Here is a 20,324-nt window from a genome sequence, read left to right on the forward strand (position 1 = left end):
GCTAAAGGTTTCGGCGAGAGCCATGACTTACCACTCCCCCCGGTAATCGTGATTTTCGGTGACCATCTGCTTGAGGGTAGTCGGACCACCCGAAGGCTCGACGGTGTGACGGCCCGGCTCCTGCGTACCGGCCTTGGGCGTCTCACCCTTGGCCAGCGCATCAAGCACGGCATCGAGGCGCTCGGGAGTGAGATCCTCGTAGTTGTCGTCGTTGATCTGGACCATCGGCGCGGAGGCGCAGTTGCCCATGCACTCGACCTCGGTGAACGACCACATGCCGTCGGGCGTGGTGTGGCCCTTCTTCATGCCGCGCTTCTTGCAGGCCGCGATGATGTCGTCCGAACCGCGCAGCATGCACGGCGTGGTGCCGCAGACCTGCACGTGGAACCGACCGATCGGTGCGATGTTGTACATCGTGTAGAAAGTAGCGACTTCGACCACGCGGATGATCGGCATGTCGAGCTGGGCCGCGACATATTCCATCACCGGAATCGGCAACCACCCCTGCGTGTTCTCTTCGGCACCGACCTGGCGCTGGGCGAGGTCGAGCAGCGGCATCACGGCCGAACGCTGACGGCCCGCCGGATAGCGCGCGATGATGTCCTTAGCCTTCTCGGCATTCTCCGCGGTCCACGCGAAGTTGCCCCAACGGGCCCGCAGTTCGGGCGTATCGGGTTCGATGTAGCGGTCAGCCATGCTTACCCCTGCGCTTCAGCCACTGGTCCTGGCCGAAAAGAAACATTTCAAATCCGCCGATGGCGGTTACCAGCATCGCCAGCAAAGGCGACGGGGCGGTACCGAGATAGAGCGCGCCGAAGTAGCAGACGGCGAGCACGAGGCCCGTCACTGCCGCCCAGACGCGGGTCAGTTCAAGCGTGTTGAATTTCACCGGATAAACTCCACCCGCGAGCACTTGTCGCCTTCGAAGCTGTAGACGGCCAGCACGTCGAACGGCTCGACCAGTTCCGAACCGTCGGTTGCCGGGCCGCGGGTGACATGCTCGCGAAGGACGACGTAATTGTCTGTCTCTTCACGCGAGACGATCTCGGCCTTGTTCTGGGGCCACTTGGCGAAAGCCGCCTTGAGGCCCGAACGCGTACCTTCCTTGCCCTCACGAACCACGGCACCGCGATAGTTCGCTTCGCTGGCTTCGTCGGTCATGTAGGTCACATAGAGATCGGCGTCCTGCGCGTTGTAGGCGGCGATCATGGCCTCGGCGATTGCGAGCTTGCTCAACGGTCGCACTCCCCGAACACGACGTCGATGGCGCCAAGGATGGCGGTCGCGTCAGGCAGCATGTGGCCCTTGGACATGAAGTCCATCGCCTGCAGGTGCGAAAAGGCAGTCGGGCGGATCTTGCACCGGTACGGCTTGTTGGAGCCGTCCGAGACGAGATAGACGCCGAATTCGCCCTTCGGGCTCTCGGTGGCGACGTAGACTTCGCCGGCCGGAACGTGGAAGCCCTCGGTGTAGAGCTTGAAGTGATGGATCAGCGATTCCATCGAGCTCTTCATCTCGCCGCGCTTGGGCGGACCGACCTTGCGGTCGGCGGTCATGATCGGGCCTTCGGGCATTTCGGCTAGGCACTGCTTCATGATGCGCGCGGACTGGCGCACTTCCTCGACGCGAACCATGAAACGGTCATAGCAGTCCGAGTTGGTGCCGACCGGGATCTCGAAGTCCATGCGGTCGTAAACGTCGTAGGGCTGGCTCTTGCGGATATCCCAGGGGATGCCCGCCGCGCGGATCATCGGCCCCGAGAAGCCCCAGGCCAGCGCGTCCTCACGGCTCACCAGCGCGATGTCGACATTGCGCTGCTTGAAGATGCGGTTGTCGACGACGAGGCTCATCGCGTCCTCGAACAGCGTCGGCAGACGCGTGTCGAGCCAGTCGGCGATGTCGGTCAGCAGCTTGAGCGGCACGTCCTGGTGGACGCCGCCGGGGCGGAACCAGGCCGAGTGCATGCGCGCGCCCGATGCGCGTTCGAAGAAGTTGAGGCAGTCCTCGCGGATTTCGAACAGCCACAGGTTCGGGGTCATGGCGCCGACGTCCATGACGTGGCTGCCCATGTTGAGCATGTGGTTACAGATGCGGGTCAGCTCGGCGAACAGAACGCGAAGGTACTGGGCGCGCAGCGGAACCTCGAGGTTCAGCAGCTTCTCGATCGCCAGGACGTAGCTGTGCTCCATGCCGAGCGGCGAGCAGTAGTCGAGCCGGTCGAAGTAAGGCAGCGCCTGAAGGTAGGTCTTGTTCTCGATCAGCTTCTCGGTGCCGCGGTGCAGCAGGCCGACGTGCGGGTCAATGCGCTCGATGACTTCGCCGTCGAGCTCCATGACCATGCGCAGAACGCCGTGGGCCGCCGGGTGCTGCGGACCGAAGTTGATCGTGTAGTTGGTGATGATCTCGTCGCCGGTCGTCGGCGACTGCTCGAGCTGCATGCTCATGCCTTGTCCCCTTCCGCCTTTTCATCGCCAGGCAGCACGTATTCCGCGCCTTCCCAGGGGCTCATGAAGTCGAACGAGCGGAAATCCTGGGCCAGCTTGACAGGTTCGTAGACAACGCGCTTGTCCTCTTCCGAGTAGCGCAGTTCCTGATAGCCGGTAAGCGGGAAGTCCTTGCGGAACGGATGCCCCTCGAAGCCGTAGTCGGTGAGGATGCGGCGCAGGTCCGGATTGCCGGCGAAGATCACGCCGTACATGTCGAACACCTCGCGCTCGAGCCAGCCCGCATTGGGCCAGATCGTCGTCACGGTCGGAACGGGCGTGTTCTCGGCGGCGTTGACCTTCACCATCAGGCGATGGTTCTTCGTTACCGAAAGCAGCATGTAGACGACTTCGAAACGCTCGGCGCGCGACGGGTAGTCGACGCCGGCCATTTCCATGAGCTGCTGATACTCATGATTGTCACGCAGCAGGCGCAGCGCGTTCTCGACCTGGTCGCGGGCCACGGTGAGGACGACTTCGCCGTGCTCTTCCCTGGCAGAGACCAACATCGATCCGAGCGCGGCCGAGAGCGCGTCGATGACGCCTTCGTTGGACGCAAACTTGGGGGCGGAATGCAGTACGGGCATGGTTGCCATTACCTCTCGAGCGTACCGGCGCGGCGGATCTTGCGCTGCAGCTGCATGACGCCATAGAGCAGCGCCTCTGCGGTCGGCGGGCAGCCGGGGACATAGATGTCCACGGGCACGATGCGGTCGCAGCCGCGCACGACGCTATAGCTGTAGTGGTAGTAGCCACCGCCATTGGCGCACGAGCCCATCGAGATGACGTACTTGGGGTCCGACATCTGGTCATAGACCTTGCGCAGCGCCGGGGCCATCTTGTTGCACAGTGTGCCGGCCACGATCATCACGTCCGACTGACGCGGGGAAGCGCGCGGCGCGGCGCCGAAGCGCTCCATGTCGTAACGGGGCATGTTCACGTGGATCATCTCGACCGCGCAGCAGGCGAGGCCGAAAGTCATCCACCACAGCGAGCCGGTACGGGCCCACTGGAACAGTTCTTCCGTCGAGGTGACGAGGAAGCCCTTGTCGGATACTTCCTGGTTGAGGTCTTTGAAAAACGCCTGGTCGGGCGGCGTAACTGCGCCACCCTGACCGAGGGGCTGTCCGGTGCTGTCCACGAGAGTGCTCATTCCCAGTCCAGAGCTCCCTTCTTCCATGCATAGGCGAGGCCGATGGCCAGTTCGCCGAGGAACACCATCATCGTCAGCCAACCGGCCCAGCCCGTGACGTCGAGCGACACGGCCCAGGGAAACAGGAACGCTGCTTCAAGGTCGAAGATGATGAAGAGAATCGCCACCAGGTAGAAGCGCACGTCGAACTGGCTGCGCGGGTCTTCGAACGCGGGGAAACCGCATTCATACTCGCTGAGCTTGTCCGAGTTCGGATTGTGCGTCCCGGTCAGACGGGCAACCGCCATGGGCAGGAACACGATAATCCCGGAGAGCGCCAACGCGATCACCAGGAAAATCAGAATCGGCAAATATTGCGACAGATCAGTCAATGGTCATGGCCTCGTACCGGTGAGGGCTGCCGGAGCTTGCCTGAGCGGCGTCCGGTCGTTGCGCGCGCTCTTAGGCCAGCCCTCCGGCCATCGCAAGGGAGGCAATTCGATAATTCCGGCCTTCTTCATCGCGATGCAGCAAGTTTAATGCCTCGCCATGGCCCCATCGCGCGCCCCGTCAGGCAGAGACAGACGACGCTATCCCCCCCGGATCACCGGCAAAGGCCCTGAATTGCGCGGGATTGTCGGACCCCCTTGGCGCGCCCGATCAGACTGCGGCCCATCCGAACCGCGCTCTCCTGATGTGTTACAGTCCGGAAATCACCGGGAAACGAAGCATGGACGCCAGAACCTTTGGCACCCGGCAATCGCGGCGGCACCCCCCAGCGCCAGCGACTCGGCCAGGCACGGGGCGACTCCATGGAGTCCGGCGAGGACAATTTTCCGTCACGGGATTATCATCGTTTCCCGCCATACGCGTCAGGCACAATGCCCATGCGGCGAGCGGTTGTTCTTTTGGACAGTCCGATTGCTTTTGGTGCAATGCAGCATTAAATCACTGTCAACTGTTCTTCCATGCAGAAAGGCAAAGCCATGGCTCAGATCTCGGCTAACGACCCCATCGTCATCCTCTCCTATGCACGCACGCCCATGGGCGGCCTGCAGGGCGTGTTCGCTGACGTCTCGGCCACCGATCTTGGCGCCACCGCTGTCAAGGCCGCCGTGGAGCGTTCGGGCGTTGCCGGCGAGGAGATCGAGCGCATCTACATGGGCTGCGTCCTTCCAGCCGGGCTCGGACAGGCCCCTGCCCGCCAGGCCGCGCTCAAGGCCGGCCTGCCCAAGTCGGTCGAGGCCACGACCGTCAACAAGGTATGCGGTTCGGGCATGCAGACGGTAATCATGGGCGCAGAGGCCCTTGCCTCCGGATCGCTCGACCTGATCATTGCCGGCGGCATGGAGTCGATGACCAATGCCCCCTACCTGTCCAAGAAGCATCGCTCGGGCGCGCGTGCCGGCCATGACACGCTCTACGACCACATGTTCCTCGACGGCCTTGAGGATGCCTATGAAGGCGGATCGATGGGCTCCTTCGCGCAAGTGACCGCCGACGAGTATCAACTGACCCGCGAGAACCAGGACGACTTCTCTATCGAGTCGCTGCGCCGCGCGCAGGAAGCGATCACCAATGGCGCGTTCAAGGACGAAGTCGTTCCCGTCACCGTCAAGACCCGCAAGGGCGAAGTCGTCGTCGACACCGACGAGCAGCCGCCCAAGGGCAACCCGGACAAGATCCGCACCCTGCGCGCGGCCTTCGCCAAGGACGGCACCATCACCGCCGCCAGCTCCAGCTCGATTTCCGATGGCGCCGCTGCCGTCGTCATGAGCCGCGCCAGCGTCGCTGCTGCCAAGGGCCTAAAGCCGGTGGCCACCGTCGTTGGCGTAGCCGCCCACGCGCAGGAGCCTGCAAAGTTCACAACCGCTCCGGTCGGCGCGATCACCAAGCTTCTCGACAAGGTGGGCTGGCAGCTTTCCGACGTCGACCTGTTCGAAGTAAACGAAGCCTTTGCCTGTGTCGCAATGTTCGCGATGCATGACCTCGGCATCCCGCACGACAAGATCAACATTCATGGCGGGGCGACCGCACTCGGCCATCCGATCGGCGCCTCTGGAACCCGCATCATCGTGACACTGATCAACGCGCTCAAGGACAAGGGCCTCAAGCGCGGTGTCGCCAGCCTCTGCATCGGCGGCGGCGAAGCGACAGCGGTTGCCGTCGAGCTGGCCTGATCGCCGCCTGCCGGTACTTGATTTGAAGGAAGGGCCCTGCCGGTAGCGGTGGGGCCCTTTTTCATTGAACGGTCAGGGCTCGCCGGTTCCCCATAGACGTTCGCCCGGCACGAAGCCCTTGTGCCCTTCGACATCGAAAGCACACCAGCCCGACTCGCAATTGCCGAGCAGGCCGACGACGCCCGGCTCAACGCGCCACAGGATCGGCGAACCGGGCTTGCCCTCTGCATGCATCTCGATCAGGCCCTCGCCCACCACGATGGCGGACCGCTGTCGCGAAAGGAGCAGGTCGCGCATCCAACCCTTGTCTCCATCGGGATCCTCGATCAGCCGCCAGGGCCCTTCGCGGCGCACGATCTTTACCGGCAAATGCGGGCGCTTGTAGACCCACGCGATCCTGTAGGATTCTCCGGGACCTACCCGCATGTTGGCAAGGTCGGTATCGATGGAGGCCCAGTAGGGCACCTTGTCGTCATCGCCCGCATAGGCAGGCACGGCCATGCTGCACAGGGCAGCCAGAGGGATCAGGAACTTCCAGCGGATCATGCCGCCTACTTACGCCTGCCAGACAATTCCCTTCAAGGTTTCTTGACCCGGACCCTGTGGAAGGCATAGCCGGATACCGACATGACTTTGGTAACCGACTCCGCTTCCGCCCGCGTTTTCGACGGCCCTCCCCGCGTGATTGTCACGCGGCGGCTGCTTCCCGGTGTCGAGGAGCGCATGGCGCAGCTCTTCGACGTGACGCTTAACCGCGAAGACACGCCGCTGTCGCGCGATCAGCTGGCCGCTGCCATGCGCGAGTGCGACGTCCTGGTCCCGGCCGTCACCGACAGGATCGACGCCGAACTCATCGAACAGGCCGGAGACCGCCTTGGCCTTATTGCCAACTTCGGTGCAGGAACCGAGCACATCGATCTTGCCGCGGCGCGCGCGAACAAGATCATCGTGACGAACACCCCCGGTGTCTTCACCGACGATACTGCCGACCTAACGCTTGCGCTGATCATTCTCGTCTCGCGCAAGTTCAGTGAGGGTGCCCGCGTCTTGCGCGAAGGCCGTTGGCAAGGTTGGGGACCTTCGGCCATGCTCGGCCACAGCCTTGGCGGAAAGCGCCTCGGCATCGTTGGCATGGGCCGCATCGGCCAGGCTGTCGCCCACCGCGCCCGCGCCTTCGGCATGGAAATCTACTACCACAACCGCCATCGCCTTCCCTCCGCGCTCGAGAACATGCTCTCGGCGCGCTACGAAGCCGATCTCGACAAGCTGGTGGCAGAATCGGACATTCTCACCCTGCACTGCCCGGCCGCGCCGGGAACCGCGGCATTGCTCGATCGCCGTCGGTTGTCGCTGATGAAACCAGGCGCCTGTGTGGTGAACACCGCGCGCGGCCAGATCATCGATGAGCAAGCACTGATCGAGGCGCTGACCGAGGGACGCATCGGCGGAGCGGGCCTCGACGTCTTCGCCAACGAGCCGAACGTCAATCCGCAACTGCTCTCGGCCCCCGGCGTCGTGGCCCTGCCCCACCTCGGCAGCGCGACGGAGGAAGGACGCGGCGCGGCCGGTGAACGGATCATCGCCAATATCCAGTTCTGGGTCGACGGTCACCGTCCGCCCGATCAGGTGCTTCCCGAGCTTTCCTGAAACTCGCGCTTTCCCGCCACGATCATTGCGCCGTTCATGCCATGGATATGGCAGAACGTGCTGCAAATGCTTGTCTCATGACGAATGAGTGCTCTAAGGCGCGCGGCAGGAGGAGCACAGCGACCTCGCGAAGCGTGGCCTGAAGGGGAATTCACAAATGAAAAAGCAGTGCTTGCTGCCGCTTGCCGGCATGCTCGCAGTCCTGCCGGGCGTTGCCCTGGCACAAGACGGCCGAATCGATGTGAGCAACAGTGGTGACACGGCTTGGCTGCTGGTCTCCTCAGCGCTCGTCCTGATGATGGCCGCACCCGGCCTGTCGCTGTTCTACGGCGGCCTCGTGCGCGCCAAGAACTTCCTGTCGGTGCTGGTCCAGTGCGGTGCGATCGCCGCCATCGCCTCGGTCCTGTGGATCTTGGTCGGCTACACTCTCGCCTTCGGCAACGTCAGCAACGGCTGGCTTGGCGGCGGCAATGCCTGGATGCTCGGCAATCTGGGCAATGTACGCGCCGGAACCGATGTTCCCGAAAGCGCCTACGCCCTGTTCCAGATGACATTTGCAGCGATCACCCCTGCGCTCATGGCCGGTGCCTGGGTGGACCGTGCCCGCTTCGCCTGGGTCATCGCCTTCTGTGCCCTGTGGAGCCTGGTGGTCTATGCCCCGGTAGCGCACTGGATCTGGGGCGGCGGCTGGCTCGCGACGGGCCTTGGCACACTCGACTGGGCCGGCGGCATCGTCATTCACACGACCGCGGGCGTATCGGCGCTTGTAATCGCGATCATGCTGGGCCGCCGCAGCGGCTTTCCCAACACCCTGATGCTGCCGCACAGCCCGTCACTGACGATGGCCGGTGCGGCGCTGCTCTGGGTCGGATGGTTCGGCTTCAACGGTGGTTCGGCCATTGCCGCCAATGATGACGCGGCCGCCGCGATCATCGCCACCCATGCCGCAGCAGCGACGGCTGCCCTCGTCTGGCTGCTGGTCGAGCGCTTCACCGTAGGCAAGCCAACCAGCGTCGGCTTCGCAACCGGTGCCATCGCCGGCCTCGCCACCGTGACGCCTGCGGCAGGGTTCATCTCGCCTGGCGCCGCCATCCTGTTCGGCGCAGCAGGTGCGGTGGTCTGCTACTACGCAATCCAACTGGTGAAGCAGAAGCTCGCCATCGACGACTCGCTCGACGTCTTCGCCGTCCACGGCGTGGGCGGCATGCTCGGCTCGCTGCTCCTCGGCGTATTCATGTCGCAGAGCCTTGGCGGTGTCGGCTACGCCGAAGGCATGACCATGGCCAGCCAGACCACCGCGCAGTTCATCGGTGTAGGCGTGACGATCCTCTGGTCGGTGATCGCCAGCGTCATTCTTGCGGTCATGGCTTCGGTTGTGTTCCCGATGCGCGTCAGCGAAGATGCCGAGCGCGAAGGCCTCGACATCACCAGCCACGGCGAGCGGGCCTGGGAACTCGACTGAGTTCAGAGAAAGGTCAGGATGGCAGCCGGAGATAACAGGCCCTTGCGCCGCCTCGCCATGGAGGCCTGCACACGCAGCCTCGATTTCTCCGGCCGCTCCTCCCGCCGGGAACTGGCGGCATTCCTGATCTGGGCGATGGGCCTCGACCTCGCTCTCAACCTTGCTGCAAGGATAGTGCTGGACGGCGATGCCGAAAGCTGGGCGCGCCTCGCCTTCGATACCCTACTGTTCCTGCCGATCTTCGCCCTGCTCGTCCGGCGTCTGCATGAATTCGGGCGCAGCGGCTGGTGGATGCTGTTCATCCTCATCGCGATGGCCCGCACCTTCGTGCTGAGAGCCCTTGGCATTGCCGGCTATCCCAATGTTCGCGACGGGATCGAGAGCTGGACCGACCCGATCAACTGGGTGCTCGTGCCCGGTTTCCTGATCGTTGCCGTCGCAGCCCTGTTCATGCCCGTAACCCGCTCAGCCAACTGCCAGAACGGAGCGCAGGAGACCCACCGTTTCTAAAACAAAAACGACCGGCGAGGATTGCTCCCCGCCGGTCGTCTGAATTCGGCTAGTGCCTTTGTCGATCAGTCGCCGGTCAGAATCCGGTCCACCAGTTGCTTGACCGTCGGCGTAAATCCGTTCGAGTAGAACGGATCCTGCTTGAACTTGTAGGCGGCATGGCCCGCAAACATCAGGTTCTCTTCGACCGGGCCGCCGTGGGCGATATCCTGCAAGGTCTTCTGGATGCAGAAGCTGCGCGGATCCGCGAGGCGACCGGTAGTGTAGTCGTCGTGGTCCTTCCACGAAGAGAACCCGCAGTGCGACAGGCAGCCCATGCAGTCCGCCTGATCCTGACGGATCTCGTCGCGTTCCTGCGGATTGACGAAGATGATCGTGTCGTCCGGGGTGCGCAGGCCATCGGTGAAGCCCTGGGCCGACCATGCACGGGCCCGCTCTAGGTCCTTGGGGGCTACCCAGAAGTTCTTGCCTTTCACACCGACGTCGAGGCGCACGGTATGCTCGCCGGCTTCGACCTTGGAGTAGGGAATCTGGCGTTCCGAACGCGCTTCAAGATTGCGCAGGAAAGGATTGCGGACGGCCGAGGAATAGAAACCCGTCGGCGAGAAGCGGTGGAGCAGCACATCGCCCGGTTCCAGTTCGCGCAGGGCGTCCTTCCATGCCTGCGGGATCGGGCTTTCATGCGTGAGCAGCGGACGGGTGCCGAACTGGAAGGCGATGGTGCCGAGTTCGGGATTGTCGATCCACTCATTCCAGTCGCGCAAGTACCAAACGCCGCCGGCCATCACGATCGGAACGGAATCGGAAATGCCTTCCTTGCGCATCGTATCGCGCAGCGCCTTGACGCGCGGATAGGGATCTTCCGGCTTGAGCGGGTCTTCCGCATTCGACAGGCCGTTGTGACCGCCGGCGAGCCAGGGGTCTTCATAGACCACCGCCGCCATCAGTTCGGATACCTTGTGATAGGCACGCTTCCACAGCGCGCGGAAGGCGCGGGCGGAACTGACGATCGGCAGGTAGCTGACGTTGAAACGCGCTGCGATCTCGGACAGGCGGTAGGGCATGCCCGCGCCGCAGGTCACGCCGGTAACCATGCCGCGGGTCTTTTCCAGCACGCCTTCGAGAACCTGCTGGGCGCCGCCCATTTCCCACAGGACGTTGATGTTGATCGCGCCCTTGCCGCTGGCGATGTCATAGGCCCGCCGCACCTGCTCAACCGCGCCGTCGATGGCGTAGCGGATCAGTTCTTCGTGGCGTTCCTTGCGCGTAAGGGCATGGTAGATCTGCGGAACGATCTTGCCTTCCGCATCGTAGGAATCGGCATTCACCGCACTGACGGTGCCGATTCCCCCAGCTGCGGCCCATGCGCCGGAGCTGGTGTGGTTCGTGGCTGAAACGCCCTTGCCGCCCTCGATGAGCGGCCAGACTTCACGTCCGCCATAAACAATCGGCTTGAGACCCTTGAAACTCATAAACTCTCTGTCTTTCCCCCTGGCGTAACGCTCAGTCCTTTGACGCCGTCTTATCGCCAGACAATCGGCAAGGTACGATATCTGCAGGCTCAGGCCGTGCACTACCAGCCTCGAACTGCGCATAATAACCCTGCAGTTCCGGCTTACGAACAAATTCGGTCAAACGAAAGCCCAGCGACGCGAATTCACAGAAAAGCAACTCCGGCGGAATTCCGTGCTCGTCCGTCGGACGGTCGACGTCGACCACGATCACCTTGCCTCCCTTGCGCAGGGCAGGCTGCAGGCGCCACAGGAAGGCATAAGGCTCGGTGACCTCGTGATACATGTGGACGAGCATGATGCGATCGAAGCTGTCAGGCGGCAGGCGCGGATCGTCCTCGGTCCCCAGGACTATGGAGACGTTCTCCAGACGCTCGCGCAATACGCGCTGGCCCAGCTGCTCATTGGCATCGCGGTCGATGTCCTCGGCGAGGACCCTCCCCTTCTTGCCGACTCGCTGGGCGAGCCGAACCGTGTAGTACCCCTCGCCCGCGCCGATATCGGCCACGCTCATCCCCTCGCGGATGTCGGCGAGGTTCATCACGACATTCGCTTCGTTGACGCTGTCGCGCTCCACTTCCGAGGAAACGGAGTTTGCGCCGAGCCGCGAAACCGGGCGGTCGGCGACCGGAAACTCGCGCGAAGTCTCGGGCCGGCCGTCATCGGCAGGCTTCTGCTGGCAGGCAGCGAGAGCCAGCGCGAGAACCACGCAGGAAAGACGGCGAGACAAAAACATGCCGCCCCTTAGCGACTTGCCAAAGACTTGGCAAAACCTGTCATGTGGCCCATCGCCCGGGTCAGTCGATATCCTCGACTTCGGCCTTTTCGCCCGTCACGCGCTGCGACAGGGCGGCAGCCATGAACGCGTCGAGCTCACCGTCAAGGACGTCGCCCGGCGAAGTCGAAACGACGCCGGTGCGCAGGTCCTTCACCTGCTGGTAGGGCTGCAGCACGTAGGAACGGATCTGGTGACCCCACCCGATATCGCTCTTCGAAGCGTGCTCGGCGCTGGCTGCTTCCTCGCGCTTGCGCATTTCTTCCTCGAACAGGCGCGCCTTGAGCATGCCCATCGCGATTTCGCGGTTCTTGTGCTGCGAACGGTCGATCTGGCTGGCGACAACGATTCCGGACGGCTGGTGGGTAATGCGCACCGCCGAGTCCGTGGTGTTGACGTGCTGACCGCCCGCACCCGATGCGCGATAGGTGTCGATCTTCAGGTCGGCCGGGTTCACCTCGACCTCGAAGCTGTCATCGATCACCGGATAGACCCAGACCGACGAAAAGCTGGTATGGCGGCGTGCCGAGCTGTCATACGGGCTGATGCGCACAAGACGGTGGACGCCGCTTTCGGTCTTGGCATAGCCGTAGGCGTTCTCGCCCTTGATCAGCAGGGTGCAGCTTTTGATGCCTGCGGCTTCACCGGCGTGGTAGTCGACCAGCTCGACCTTGTAGCCCTTGCGCTCGGCCCAGCGCGTGTACATGCGCTGCAGCATTTCGGCCCAGTCCTGGCTTTCGGTACCGCCGGCACCGGCATGGACTTCGAGGTAGGTGTCGTTGCCGTCGGCCTCGCCGGCCAGCAGCGCCTGCACCTTGTCGGCATCGGCACGTTCGGCAAGCTGGGCGAGCGTGGCCAGCCCTTCGTTGACCGTGTCCTCGTCGCCTTCCATCTCGCCCAGCTCGATGAACTCGACGGCGTCGGCCATCTCGCGGCTGATCTCGTTGACCGTGCCGATCGAAGCTTCCAGCCGGCGACGCTCTTTCATGACCGCCTCGGCTTCCTTGGGCTTGTCCCACAAGGTGGGATCCTCGACGCGGGCGTTCAGCTCGTCGAAGCGGCGCAGCGCGCGATCCCAGTCCAGGAACTTGCGCACAAGCGCGAGCGCCTTTTCGATACGGTCAATGTGGGCCTGCCCTTCGGCACGCATGGCACGAAACTCCAATGAAACTGCGGCGCACCGCTTAGCGAAGTGCAGCCGATTGTAAAGCGGCGCGGCAATCGACCCGAGATGAGCCGGCGACAGGCCGGCGCTACTACCCGCAGATATCGGGATTGTTCAAGGCCCCGCAAGAGGGCGCAAGGCCGCTAGCGTCAGGGGCGCTTCTTTGCCAGCACCTTCACGGCCGCCAGGGTCATCTTCACGTGATCGCGATAGTCGAGATCGGAATGGATGAAGACGACCTTGCCGCTCCGGTCGATGACGTAGCTCACCCGGTCGGCCATACCCTGCGGCTTGCCGTCCCGCGCCAGGGCGACATCGTATTCCTTGATTATCTTCGGCGTGGCGACGGCGACAGCGAACTTGTCACGGCAGGCCTCGGTCGAGAACTTCTTGAGAGTGGGCAGGTCATCGGCCGACATGCCGATGACGGTCGCGCCCAGTTCGGCGAACTCCGGCGTCGCTTCGGCGAAGGCATGGGCTTCCAGGGTGCAACCTTGGGTGAACGCCTTTGGATAGAAGTAAAGCACGACCGGCCCGCGTTTGAGCGCTTGCTTGAGATCGAAATCGACCTCCTTGCCGGCCTTGGCACCCTTGGTGCTGAACTCGGGCGCGGTCGCACCCATCGGCAGGGCGGCCTGCGCTACCGACGATGCTGCGAGGAAACCAATGGCGATCAGGGGGGCTAGAAGGCGTTTCATGCGCGCAGTCTGCGCGCAGCGATGGGGCCTGTCCAGCCCTCGCAAAGCTGCCCCGTAAAGATACGCATTGTGACGCACCCGGGGGGCAAGTATCGACAACAGAGGCCGTTTCACCGTAAACATCTTCCTGAACCTGGCCTGACTCGGCTATGGGTCGGCCGCGATCCTGAGACAGGACGCGACATGGAGAGAGGACGAATGGAGAGGCAACTCGTCACGCGTACCCTGCCCGACAGGACCGCCTGGCCTACCTCCCGCCCGCGTCCGGCAATCGTTTCCTGACATTCGCCACCGAGGGAGAGAAGATTGACCCAGTCCAGTCATCGGCGCGTGATCGTCATTACCGGAGCCAGCTCCGGCATCGGCAAGGCCACGGCGGAAGTCTTCGCCCGCATGGGCTGGCATGTCATCGGCACCGGCCGGACACCTGATCGCTGTGACGCGGCCGAAGAGGAAATCCGCGCCATCGCAACGCCGGAAGCGCGCGTCGACTTCCTGCGCGGCGACTTCACCGAGATGTCCGACGTTCGCCGCATTGCCGAGGAGATCGGACTGCTCACCAATCGCATCCACGTCCTCGTCAACAATGCCGGCGGCGTGCGCGACGGATACTACCGCACCTCGGAAGGTCTCGAGGCGACATTCGCCACCAACCATCTCGCCCCTTTCCTCCTCACCCGTGAACTGCTGCCCCAGCTCGAATATGCGGCGAAGGAATCCCCTGCCGGGACCGTGCGCATCATCGCCGTGGCAGCCGACGGTCATGCGAGTTGCCGGGCGATGAACTGGGACGACCTGATGCTGCTGGAAGATTTTGCGACGATCGATGCCTACAGTCAGGCGAAACTGGCGAGCCTCCTCTTCACCCGCGAACTGGACCGCAGGCTTTCGCCCATGGGCATCGTCGCCCAGGCGGTAAACCCGGGATGCGTCGACTCGAACTTCGCGAGCCACGGCGACGAGCTGATCCAGGACTACATGGCCCGAAGCCCCTGCACGCCGCCCGAACATCCGGCCCGCACGATCATGTGGCTGGCCACGTCCCCGGAAGTCGGCGAACAGGGCGGTCGCTACTTCCACGACCTAGCCGAAATCGAACCTGCACCGCAGGCGCGGGACGACCTGGCGGCCAGCCGGTTGTGGATGGAGAGCGAACGCATCCTCGAAACCATCGGCTGCTGATCTTGCCAAACCCGCATTCGGTCTTCCCGGGCCCTTGACCATTCGGCCCGCTCCGCCGCAAGGAAACGGGCAAGCCACAGGAAGACACGATGACTGCACCGACCGATCGCCCGCGCCGCAGCGCACTGTTCATGCCCGCCTCGAACGCCAAGGCGATTGCCAAGGCCCGCAGCCTCCCCTGCGACGTCGTTATTTTCGACCTCGAGGATGCCGTCGCCCCCGAACTGAAAGCCGAAGCGCGCGCCGCCGCCGTCGCGGCCCTGGAGGAAGGCGGTTTCGGTCACCGCGAGGTTGTCGTGCGCACCAATGGCATCGATAGCGAATGGGGCATGGATGACCTTGCCGCCATGGCCTCGACCAAGGCCGACGCGGTGCTTGTGCCCAAGGTCAATTCGCCGACCGACATTGCCCGCTACGATGAAGCCCTGAAGAACGCGCACAAGGACATGCAGCTATGGGCCATGATCGAGACCTGCGCGAGCGTCGGCAATCTGGATGCCATCGCACAGTGTGCGCATAGCTCGCGCCTGTCGCTGTGGATCATGGGGACAAACGATCTCGCCAAGGAAATGCGCGCGCAGCTTACACCCTGCCGCACGCCGTTCCTGCCGTTCCTGTCGATGGCGGTTGCCGCCGCGCGCGCCCATGGCGTCGCGATCCTCGACGGCGTGTGCAATGAATTCCGCGACCTCGAGGCATTCGAGGCCGAAACGCGTCAGGGGCTGATGTTCGGCTTCGACGGCAAGAGCCTGATCCACCCCGCGCAAGTCGAACCGTGCAACGCGGTATTTTCACCCAGCGAAGCGGACCTGGCCTGGGCGCAGACCGTCATCGACGCCTTCGCCCAGCCGGAAAACGCCGGCAAGGGCGCGATCCGCGTCGATGGCAAGATGACCGAACTGCTGCACCTCGAACAGGCACAGCGGCTCGTCGCCGTTGCCAAGCGGATCGCTGCAGCAGCCTGACGCGCGCGCCGTTTACTCGCCGCCTTCAGCCGCCGGAACGGACTCGATCAGCTCCGGCGCATTGGCGATCACCCTGAGCACCGCCGTCCAGGCATCGACGTTCTGCTGCAGGGCTATCGGATCGACCTTGTCGAGCGTGTCGTCGGGCGTGTGGTGCAGGTCGAAGTAATGCATCCCGTCCTGTCCGAGATCGATCACCGCCAGCTTCTGGTGTGCGATGATCGGCTCGACATCGGCCCCGCCTTCGGTTGGGCCGTCATGCGGCACGATGCCCAACGGCCATAACGCCGCCTTGACCTTGTCCACCAGCGCAGCATTGCCCTCGGCAAAAGTCGTCTTGAGCTGCCAGACCTTGTCGGCGCCGAAGTCGCTTTCCATCGCGACGGCATGCGGCTCGCTGCCATGGACCTTCACGTAGTGATCGCCGCCACCGCCGGAGATGCCCATTTCCTCGTTGCCCGACCACAGTACGCGGATCGTGCGCAGGGTCTTGCCGTCCTTCTGCGCCGCCAGTGCCGCGGCGGTGATGATCCCGCAGCCTGAAGCATCGTCGATCGCGCCGGTGCCCAGATCCCAGGAGTCGAGGTGGCAGGCGAGCAGGATGATGGGCAATGACGGATCGCGCCCCGGCAGTTCCGCCACGACATTGCCCGAAGGCGCATCGGGAAACGGTTTGCCCATCAGCTTCAGGTCGATGCTCATCGGTTTGCCGCGCGAAGCGACGCGGGCAATCAGGTCCGCATCGGGGTTGGAAACGGCGCCAGCCGGGATCGGCTTCACGTCCTTGGCGAAAACGGTGGCGCCGGTATGCGGATTGCGGTGGCTGTCGGTACCGACCGAACGGATGACGATGCCGGAGGCCCCCTTCTGCGAGGCGATGGTGGGCCCCTTGCGACGGACATCGCCGTAGGGCCCGTAACCCGAACCGTCCTGCGTGGGGCGCATGGCGTGGTCGACGAAAGCGATCTTGCCCTTCAGTGAACCTGCCGGAGCCGCCTCGAGCGCAGCCAGCGTCGGGAAATAGACCAGTTCTGCCTTGAGGCCCTGTACCGGGGTCGGCACCGAGAAACCGAGCGCGGTGATCGCCAGCGGCTGCTGGTAGGGAGCAGTCAGACGGGCATGTTCCTCACCGCGCTGCCAGGCGAGAGTCTTGAACTCCTCGATGGAGACATGGCTGAAGCCGAGCGCCTTGAGGCGCGCCTCGGCCCATGCACGGGCGCGCGCTTCGGCATCCGAACCTGCAATGCGCGGACCGATTTCGGTGGTGAGACCTTCGACGATGTCCCACGCCACGCCCGCGCCTTGTGTGGGCGTGGCACTGACCGGAACGGGGCTGAAGGAGGCGAATGCGGTCGCTGCAAGCAGGGCAGCGCAAAAGGTTTTGCGTAGCATGGACAATGCCTAACGCCCTGCCCGGCCATTTCCAATCCCAAGTCGCAATTCTTGACCGGGCCAATGCGCGGCAAGCGGCGAAATCTTGACGGGGGCCGCAGCAATCCCCATTTGCAGCTCAACTTTGCGACGCTCTCGACGCAGGCCCAGCGCCATTCCGGCAAGAACCGACACGTCCACCTGCCAGCAACCTTGCGGCTGGTGGCCCGCCCCTGTAGAGCACGCCGCAAATTCCGACACGCCAGATCCCAGAGGAAACCGATGGCCGCGCAATACGCCTTCGTCATGAAGAGCATGACAAAGACCTTCCCCGGCGCCCAGAAGCCGGTGCTTTCGAATATCAACCTGCAGTTCTACCAGGGTGCCAAGATCGGCATCGTCGGCCCGAACGGTGCAGGTAAGTCGACCCTGATGAAGATCATGGGCGGCATCGATACCGATTTCACCGGCGAAGCATGGCCCGGCGAGAACATCACCGTCGGCTACCTGCCGCAGGAACCGCAGCTCGACACGAGCAAGACCGTGCTCGAAAACGTCAAGGACGGCGCGCGCGAAACGGCCGACAAGATCGACCGCTTCAACGAGATCTCCATGATCATGGGCGATCCGCCGGAAGACTGCGACTTCGACGCGCTCATGGCCGAAATGGGTGAACTGCAGGACCAGATCGATGCCGTGGACGGCTGGACCCTCGACAACCAGCTCGAAGTGGCGATGGAAGCGCTGCGCTGCCCGCCGGGCGACTGGTCGGTGGAAAGCCTCTCGGGTGGTGAAAAGCGCCGTATCGCGCTCACCCGCCTGCTCATCCAGAAGCCCGACATCCTGCTGCTGGACGAACCGACCAACCATCTCGACGCAGAATCCGTCGAATGGCTGGAAAACCATCTAAAGGAATATGCCGGTGCGGTGCTGATGATCACCCACGACCGCTACTTCCTCGACAACGTGGTGGGCTGGATCCTCGAACTCGACCGCGGAAAGTACTTCCCTTACGAGGGCAACTACTCGACCTACCTCGAGAAGAAGGCCAAGCGCCTCGAACAGGAAGACCGCGAGGCGACCGGCCGCCAGAAAGCCCTCAAGGACGAGCTTGAGTGGATCCGCGCTGGCGTCAAGGGTCGTCAGACCAAGTCAAAGGCCCGTATCCGCAAGTTCGAGGAACTGCAGAACGCGCAGGACCAGCGTACCCCGGGCAAGGCCCAGATCGTCATTCAGGTGCCCGAGCGCCTTGGCGGCAAGGTCATCGAAGCCAAGGGCATCTCCAAGGCGTTCGGCGACAAGCTGCTGTTCGAGGACCTCTCGTTCATCCTGCCGCCGGGCGGCATCGTCGGCGTTATCGGCCCCAACGGTGCGGGTAAGTCGACCCTGTTCAAGATGCTGACCGGCCAGGAACAGCCCGACAGCGGCACCATCGAGATCGGCCAGACGGTTCACCTCGGCTACGTCGACCAGAACCGCGACCACCTCGACGGCAAGAACAACGTCTGGGAGGAAATCTCCGACAAGCTCGACTACATGAAGGTCAACGGCCACGACATGTCGACGCGCGCCTATGTCGGCGCCTTCAACTTCAAGGGCCAGGACCAGCAGAAGAACGTCGGCAAGCTCTCGGGCGGTGAACGCAACCGCGTCCACCTCGCCAAGATGCTCAAGCAGGGCGGCAACGTGCTCCTGCTCGACGAACCGACCAACGACCTCGACGTCGAAACCCTCGGTGCCCTTGAAGAAGCCATCGAGAACTTCGCCGGCTGCGCCGTGGTCATCTCGCACGACCGCTTCTTCCTCGACCGTCTCGCGACGCACATCCTCGCCTTCGAGGGTAACAGCCACGTCGAATGGTTCGAAGGTAACTTCGAAGCTTATGAAGAGGACAAGCGCCGCCGCCTCGGCGATGCGGCCGACCGTCCCACGCGTCTTGCCTACAAGAAGCTGACGCGCTGACGACATCGCCTCAACCATGATATGCAGGCCGTCGCTCCGGAACACCGGATCGGCGGCCTGTTCATTTTAAGGAAGCTATACATTAACGAAGAGCTGCAACCCGGTTCACGTTCAGGACAGCGCCGATGGCCTAGAACCAATACAGGATGAGCCGCAATCGCCGTGCGGCAAGTTCGGTTTTGGAGACCGGATATGGCAAGAATGATGAACATTAAGGCGGGTGCACTTTTTTCAGCTGGAGCTTGGGGGGCAATGGCCATCGCCGTTGCCGGTCTCACAGCGCCCAGCGTGGCCGAAGCCGCATCGCGCCCCGATAACAACCGCAGCGAAAGTCGCGGCAACGACAGCCGCGCGGAACAGTTCCGTGCACAGATGCGACAGGGTTCTTCGGCAAACGCCCCCCGGCGGGACACCTCGCAAAGGCAGAGCGCTCGCCCGGACGATCAGCCACGCCGCGACTGGTCGCGCAGCAATGACAACCGTGTCCGTCAGGAAGCGGCGCCCTCCCAGAACCGCAGTTGGTCGGGAAACCGGTCCTCGCGGGACAGCAGCCGCGAATTGCGTACCGAAGAGGATCGCAGAAACGCCTGGCAGGACAAGTTGCGCAACGGCGGCTACGAACGCCGCTCGGAACAGCGGGCAGATCGGCGTGACAACGACCGTGACGACCGCCGCGCGGAAACGCGTCGGGACTGGCGGGATCAATCGCGCAACGACTCCAGCCGCCGCGACAACGACACTTGGCGAAACAACGACAGTCGCTGGCGCGAAAACGAGAGATGGCGGGACAACGACAACCGTTGGCGCAATAACGACAGGTGGCGGGACAACGACAGCCGCTGGCGCGATCACGACCGCCGCGACTATCGCGATGCTCGGCGCTGGAACCGCAACGACTGGCGCCGTGACAAGCGTTATGACTGGCGCGACTATCGGGCGCGCAACCGATCGGTCTACCGCATCGGCCGCTACTATTCGCCGTACAGCAACTACTCGTATCGGCGCATCGGTATCGGCTTCTCGCTGGGCTCGGTGTTTTACAGCTCGCGCTACTGGATCGACGATCCCTGGTACTACAGGCTGCCCGAGGTCTACGGCCCCTATCGCTGGGTCCGCTACTATGACGACGTGCTGCTGGTGGACATCTACTCCGGCGAAGTGGTCGACGTGATCTACGACTTCTTCTGGTAAACCGAAGACAAAAGGCAAATGAAAGGCCCCCGGTTCCTCCACCGGGGGCCTATTTCATGCCCGCAACGAATGGAACGGCGTAATTCCGGC

At 63.4% G+C, this 20,324-nt stretch carries 20 protein-coding genes and 1 pseudogene; 8 read left to right on the plus strand and 13 right to left on the minus strand.

Features of this window, described 5'->3' with window-relative positions; all coding sequences use genetic code 11:
* Positions 1-27: 27 nt before the first annotated feature.
* The 7 genes and pseudogenes from B5483_RS04685 to ndhC all read right to left on the minus strand — a co-directional run bounded on the left by B5483_RS04685 (position 28) and on the right by ndhC (position 4,007).
* On the minus strand, positions 28-696 hold the full coding sequence (locus tag B5483_RS04685) for a complex I 24 kDa subunit family protein (RefSeq protein WP_054948085.1): 669 nt from the start codon (positions 694-696) through the stop codon (positions 28-30).
* Positions 689-889 (minus strand): hypothetical protein, encoded by a 201-nt coding sequence (locus tag B5483_RS04690; protein WP_054948084.1) that lies wholly within the window; start codon positions 887-889, stop codon positions 689-691. The genes B5483_RS04685 and B5483_RS04690 overlap by 8 nt, the downstream gene beginning before the upstream one ends.
* Positions 886-1,236: a nuclear transport factor 2 family protein gene (locus B5483_RS04695; protein WP_054948083.1), complete on the minus strand. Its 351-nt coding sequence runs from the start codon at positions 1,234-1,236 to the stop codon at positions 886-888. Before B5483_RS04695 ends, B5483_RS04690 begins: the two co-directional genes overlap by 4 nt.
* The gene (locus B5483_RS04700; protein WP_054948082.1) at positions 1,233-2,444 is read right to left on the minus strand and encodes an NADH-quinone oxidoreductase subunit D; all 1,212 of its coding nucleotides are present in this window, start codon (positions 2,442-2,444) and stop codon (positions 1,233-1,235) included. Before B5483_RS04700 ends, B5483_RS04695 begins: the two co-directional genes overlap by 4 nt.
* 14 nt (positions 2,445-2,458) lie before the next feature.
* Positions 2,459-3,070, minus strand: a pseudogene (locus B5483_RS04705) (NADH-quinone oxidoreductase subunit C); the annotation flags it as partial.
* A gap of 8 nt (positions 3,071-3,078) precedes the next feature.
* Positions 3,079-3,636, minus strand: coding sequence for a NuoB/complex I 20 kDa subunit family protein (locus tag B5483_RS04710; RefSeq protein WP_054948080.1), 558 nt, complete (start codon positions 3,634-3,636; stop codon positions 3,079-3,081).
* Positions 3,633-4,007 (minus strand): NADH-quinone oxidoreductase subunit A, encoded by a 375-nt coding sequence (gene ndhC, locus B5483_RS04715; protein WP_007015095.1) that lies wholly within the window; start codon positions 4,005-4,007, stop codon positions 3,633-3,635. Before ndhC ends, B5483_RS04710 begins: the two co-directional genes overlap by 4 nt.
* Positions 4,008-4,601: 594 nt before the next feature.
* Between ndhC and B5483_RS04720 the strand changes: the two genes are divergently transcribed.
* On the plus strand, positions 4,602-5,795 hold the full coding sequence (locus B5483_RS04720; protein ID WP_079729880.1) for an acetyl-CoA C-acyltransferase: 1,194 nt from the start codon (positions 4,602-4,604) through the stop codon (positions 5,793-5,795).
* 72 nt (positions 5,796-5,867) lie between these two features.
* Here the strand turns inward: B5483_RS04720 and B5483_RS04725 are convergent, their stop codons facing one another.
* Positions 5,868-6,341 (minus strand): SH3 domain-containing protein, encoded by a 474-nt coding sequence (locus B5483_RS04725; protein WP_079729603.1) that lies wholly within the window; start codon positions 6,339-6,341, stop codon positions 5,868-5,870.
* Between the two features lie 81 nt (positions 6,342-6,422).
* Here B5483_RS04725 and B5483_RS04730 point away from each other — a divergent pair, with 81 nt between their 5' ends.
* The 3 genes from B5483_RS04730 (at position 6,423) to B5483_RS04740 (ending at position 9,414) form a co-directional block, all read left to right on the plus strand.
* A complete protein-coding gene (locus B5483_RS04730; RefSeq protein WP_079729604.1) occupies positions 6,423-7,442 on the plus strand; it encodes a 2-hydroxyacid dehydrogenase in 1,020 nt (339 codons plus the stop codon).
* Positions 7,443-7,599: 157 nt separating this feature from the next.
* Positions 7,600-8,904 (plus strand): ammonium transporter, encoded by a 1,305-nt coding sequence (locus B5483_RS04735; protein WP_079729605.1) that lies wholly within the window; start codon positions 7,600-7,602, stop codon positions 8,902-8,904.
* An 18-nt stretch (positions 8,905-8,922) separates the two neighbouring features.
* Positions 8,923-9,414, plus strand: a complete 492-nt coding sequence (locus tag B5483_RS04740) for a DUF805 domain-containing protein (RefSeq protein WP_079729606.1) — start codon at positions 8,923-8,925, stop codon at positions 9,412-9,414.
* Positions 9,415-9,479: 65 nt separating this feature from the next.
* Here the strand turns inward: B5483_RS04740 and B5483_RS04745 are convergent, their stop codons facing one another.
* The 4 genes from B5483_RS04745 to B5483_RS04760 all read right to left on the minus strand — a co-directional run bounded on the left by B5483_RS04745 (position 9,480) and on the right by B5483_RS04760 (position 13,563).
* Positions 9,480-10,886, minus strand: a complete 1,407-nt coding sequence (locus B5483_RS04745; protein ID WP_054948075.1) for an NAD(P)H-dependent flavin oxidoreductase — start codon at positions 10,884-10,886, stop codon at positions 9,480-9,482.
* Positions 10,887-10,917: 31 nt separating this feature from the next.
* The gene (locus B5483_RS04750) at positions 10,918-11,661 is read right to left on the minus strand and encodes a class I SAM-dependent methyltransferase (protein ID WP_054948074.1); all 744 of its coding nucleotides are present in this window, start codon (positions 11,659-11,661) and stop codon (positions 10,918-10,920) included.
* 61 nt (positions 11,662-11,722) lie between these two features.
* Positions 11,723-12,850 (minus strand): peptide chain release factor 2, encoded by a 1,128-nt coding sequence (gene prfB / locus B5483_RS04755; protein WP_054948073.1) that lies wholly within the window; start codon positions 12,848-12,850, stop codon positions 11,723-11,725.
* 164 nt (positions 12,851-13,014) lie between these two features.
* Positions 13,015-13,563 (minus strand): peroxiredoxin, encoded by a 549-nt coding sequence (locus tag B5483_RS04760; RefSeq protein WP_079729607.1) that lies wholly within the window; start codon positions 13,561-13,563, stop codon positions 13,015-13,017.
* A gap of 306 nt (positions 13,564-13,869) precedes the next feature.
* Here B5483_RS04760 and B5483_RS04765 point away from each other — a divergent pair, with 306 nt between their 5' ends.
* Both B5483_RS04765 and B5483_RS04770 read left to right on the plus strand, forming a co-directional pair.
* Positions 13,870-14,745 carry an SDR family NAD(P)-dependent oxidoreductase gene (locus tag B5483_RS04765; protein ID WP_079729608.1) on the plus strand — a complete coding sequence of 292 codons (876 nt, stop codon included), beginning with the start codon at positions 13,870-13,872 and terminating at the stop codon, positions 14,743-14,745.
* A gap of 89 nt (positions 14,746-14,834) precedes the next feature.
* The gene (locus B5483_RS04770) at positions 14,835-15,710 is read left to right on the plus strand and encodes an HpcH/HpaI aldolase/citrate lyase family protein (protein ID WP_054948070.1); all 876 of its coding nucleotides are present in this window, start codon (positions 14,835-14,837) and stop codon (positions 15,708-15,710) included.
* Positions 15,711-15,722: 12 nt separating this feature from the next.
* On the opposite strand, the gene B5483_RS04775 is transcribed toward B5483_RS04770, so the two are convergent.
* Positions 15,723-17,102 (minus strand): M28 family peptidase, encoded by a 1,380-nt coding sequence (locus B5483_RS04775; RefSeq protein ID WP_079729609.1) that lies wholly within the window; start codon positions 17,100-17,102, stop codon positions 15,723-15,725.
* Between the two features lie 261 nt (positions 17,103-17,363).
* Here B5483_RS04775 and ettA point away from each other — a divergent pair, with 261 nt between their 5' ends.
* Together ettA and B5483_RS04785 are read left to right on the plus strand one after the other, a co-directional pair.
* Positions 17,364-19,043: an energy-dependent translational throttle protein EttA gene (ettA, locus tag B5483_RS04780; protein ID WP_054948068.1), complete on the plus strand. Its 1,680-nt coding sequence runs from the start codon at positions 17,364-17,366 to the stop codon at positions 19,041-19,043.
* A 252-nt stretch (positions 19,044-19,295) separates the two neighbouring features.
* Positions 19,296-20,234: an RcnB family protein gene (locus B5483_RS04785; protein ID WP_079729610.1), complete on the plus strand. Its 939-nt coding sequence runs from the start codon at positions 19,296-19,298 to the stop codon at positions 20,232-20,234.
* Positions 20,235-20,324 lie beyond the last annotated feature (90 nt).

This window comes from Novosphingobium mathurense (genome assembly GCF_900168325.1).
Lineage (GTDB): Bacteria > Pseudomonadota > Alphaproteobacteria > Sphingomonadales > Sphingomonadaceae > Novosphingobium > Novosphingobium mathurense.

What these genes read in the sequence shown, in the direction of transcription:
- B5483_RS04685 (WP_054948085.1), bottom strand. Translation starts at nt 696, where the DNA reads ATGGCTGACCGCTACATCGAACCCGATACGCCCGAACTGCGGGCCCGT.
- B5483_RS04700 (WP_054948082.1), bottom strand. Translation starts at nt 2,444, where the DNA reads ATGAGCATGCAGCTCGAGCAGTCGCCGACGACCGGCGACGAGATCATC.
- B5483_RS04710 (WP_054948080.1), bottom strand. Translation starts at nt 3,636, where the DNA reads ATGAGCACTCTCGTGGACAGCACCGGACAGCCCCTCGGTCAGGGTGGC.
- B5483_RS04720 (WP_079729880.1), top strand. Translation starts at nt 4,602, where the DNA reads ATGGCTCAGATCTCGGCTAACGACCCCATCGTCATCCTCTCCTATGCA.
- B5483_RS04725 (WP_079729603.1), bottom strand. Translation starts at nt 6,341, where the DNA reads ATGATCCGCTGGAAGTTCCTGATCCCTCTGGCTGCCCTGTGCAGCATG.
- B5483_RS04730 (WP_079729604.1), top strand. Translation starts at nt 6,423, where the DNA reads ATGACTTTGGTAACCGACTCCGCTTCCGCCCGCGTTTTCGACGGCCCT.
- B5483_RS04735 (WP_079729605.1), top strand. Translation starts at nt 7,600, where the DNA reads ATGAAAAAGCAGTGCTTGCTGCCGCTTGCCGGCATGCTCGCAGTCCTG.
- B5483_RS04740 (WP_079729606.1), top strand. Translation starts at nt 8,923, where the DNA reads ATGGCAGCCGGAGATAACAGGCCCTTGCGCCGCCTCGCCATGGAGGCC.
- B5483_RS04745 (WP_054948075.1), bottom strand. Translation starts at nt 10,886, where the DNA reads ATGAGTTTCAAGGGTCTCAAGCCGATTGTTTATGGCGGACGTGAAGTC.
- B5483_RS04750 (WP_054948074.1), bottom strand. Translation starts at nt 11,661, where the DNA reads ATGTTTTTGTCTCGCCGTCTTTCCTGCGTGGTTCTCGCGCTGGCTCTC.
- prfB (WP_054948073.1), bottom strand. Translation starts at nt 12,850, where the DNA reads ATGCGTGCCGAAGGGCAGGCCCACATTGACCGTATCGAAAAGGCGCTC.
- B5483_RS04760 (WP_079729607.1), bottom strand. Translation starts at nt 13,563, where the DNA reads ATGAAACGCCTTCTAGCCCCCCTGATCGCCATTGGTTTCCTCGCAGCA.
- B5483_RS04770 (WP_054948070.1), top strand. Translation starts at nt 14,835, where the DNA reads ATGACTGCACCGACCGATCGCCCGCGCCGCAGCGCACTGTTCATGCCC.
- B5483_RS04775 (WP_079729609.1), bottom strand. Translation starts at nt 17,102, where the DNA reads ATGCTACGCAAAACCTTTTGCGCTGCCCTGCTTGCAGCGACCGCATTC.
- ettA (WP_054948068.1), top strand. Translation starts at nt 17,364, where the DNA reads ATGGCCGCGCAATACGCCTTCGTCATGAAGAGCATGACAAAGACCTTC.
- B5483_RS04785 (WP_079729610.1), top strand. Translation starts at nt 19,296, where the DNA reads ATGGCCATCGCCGTTGCCGGTCTCACAGCGCCCAGCGTGGCCGAAGCC.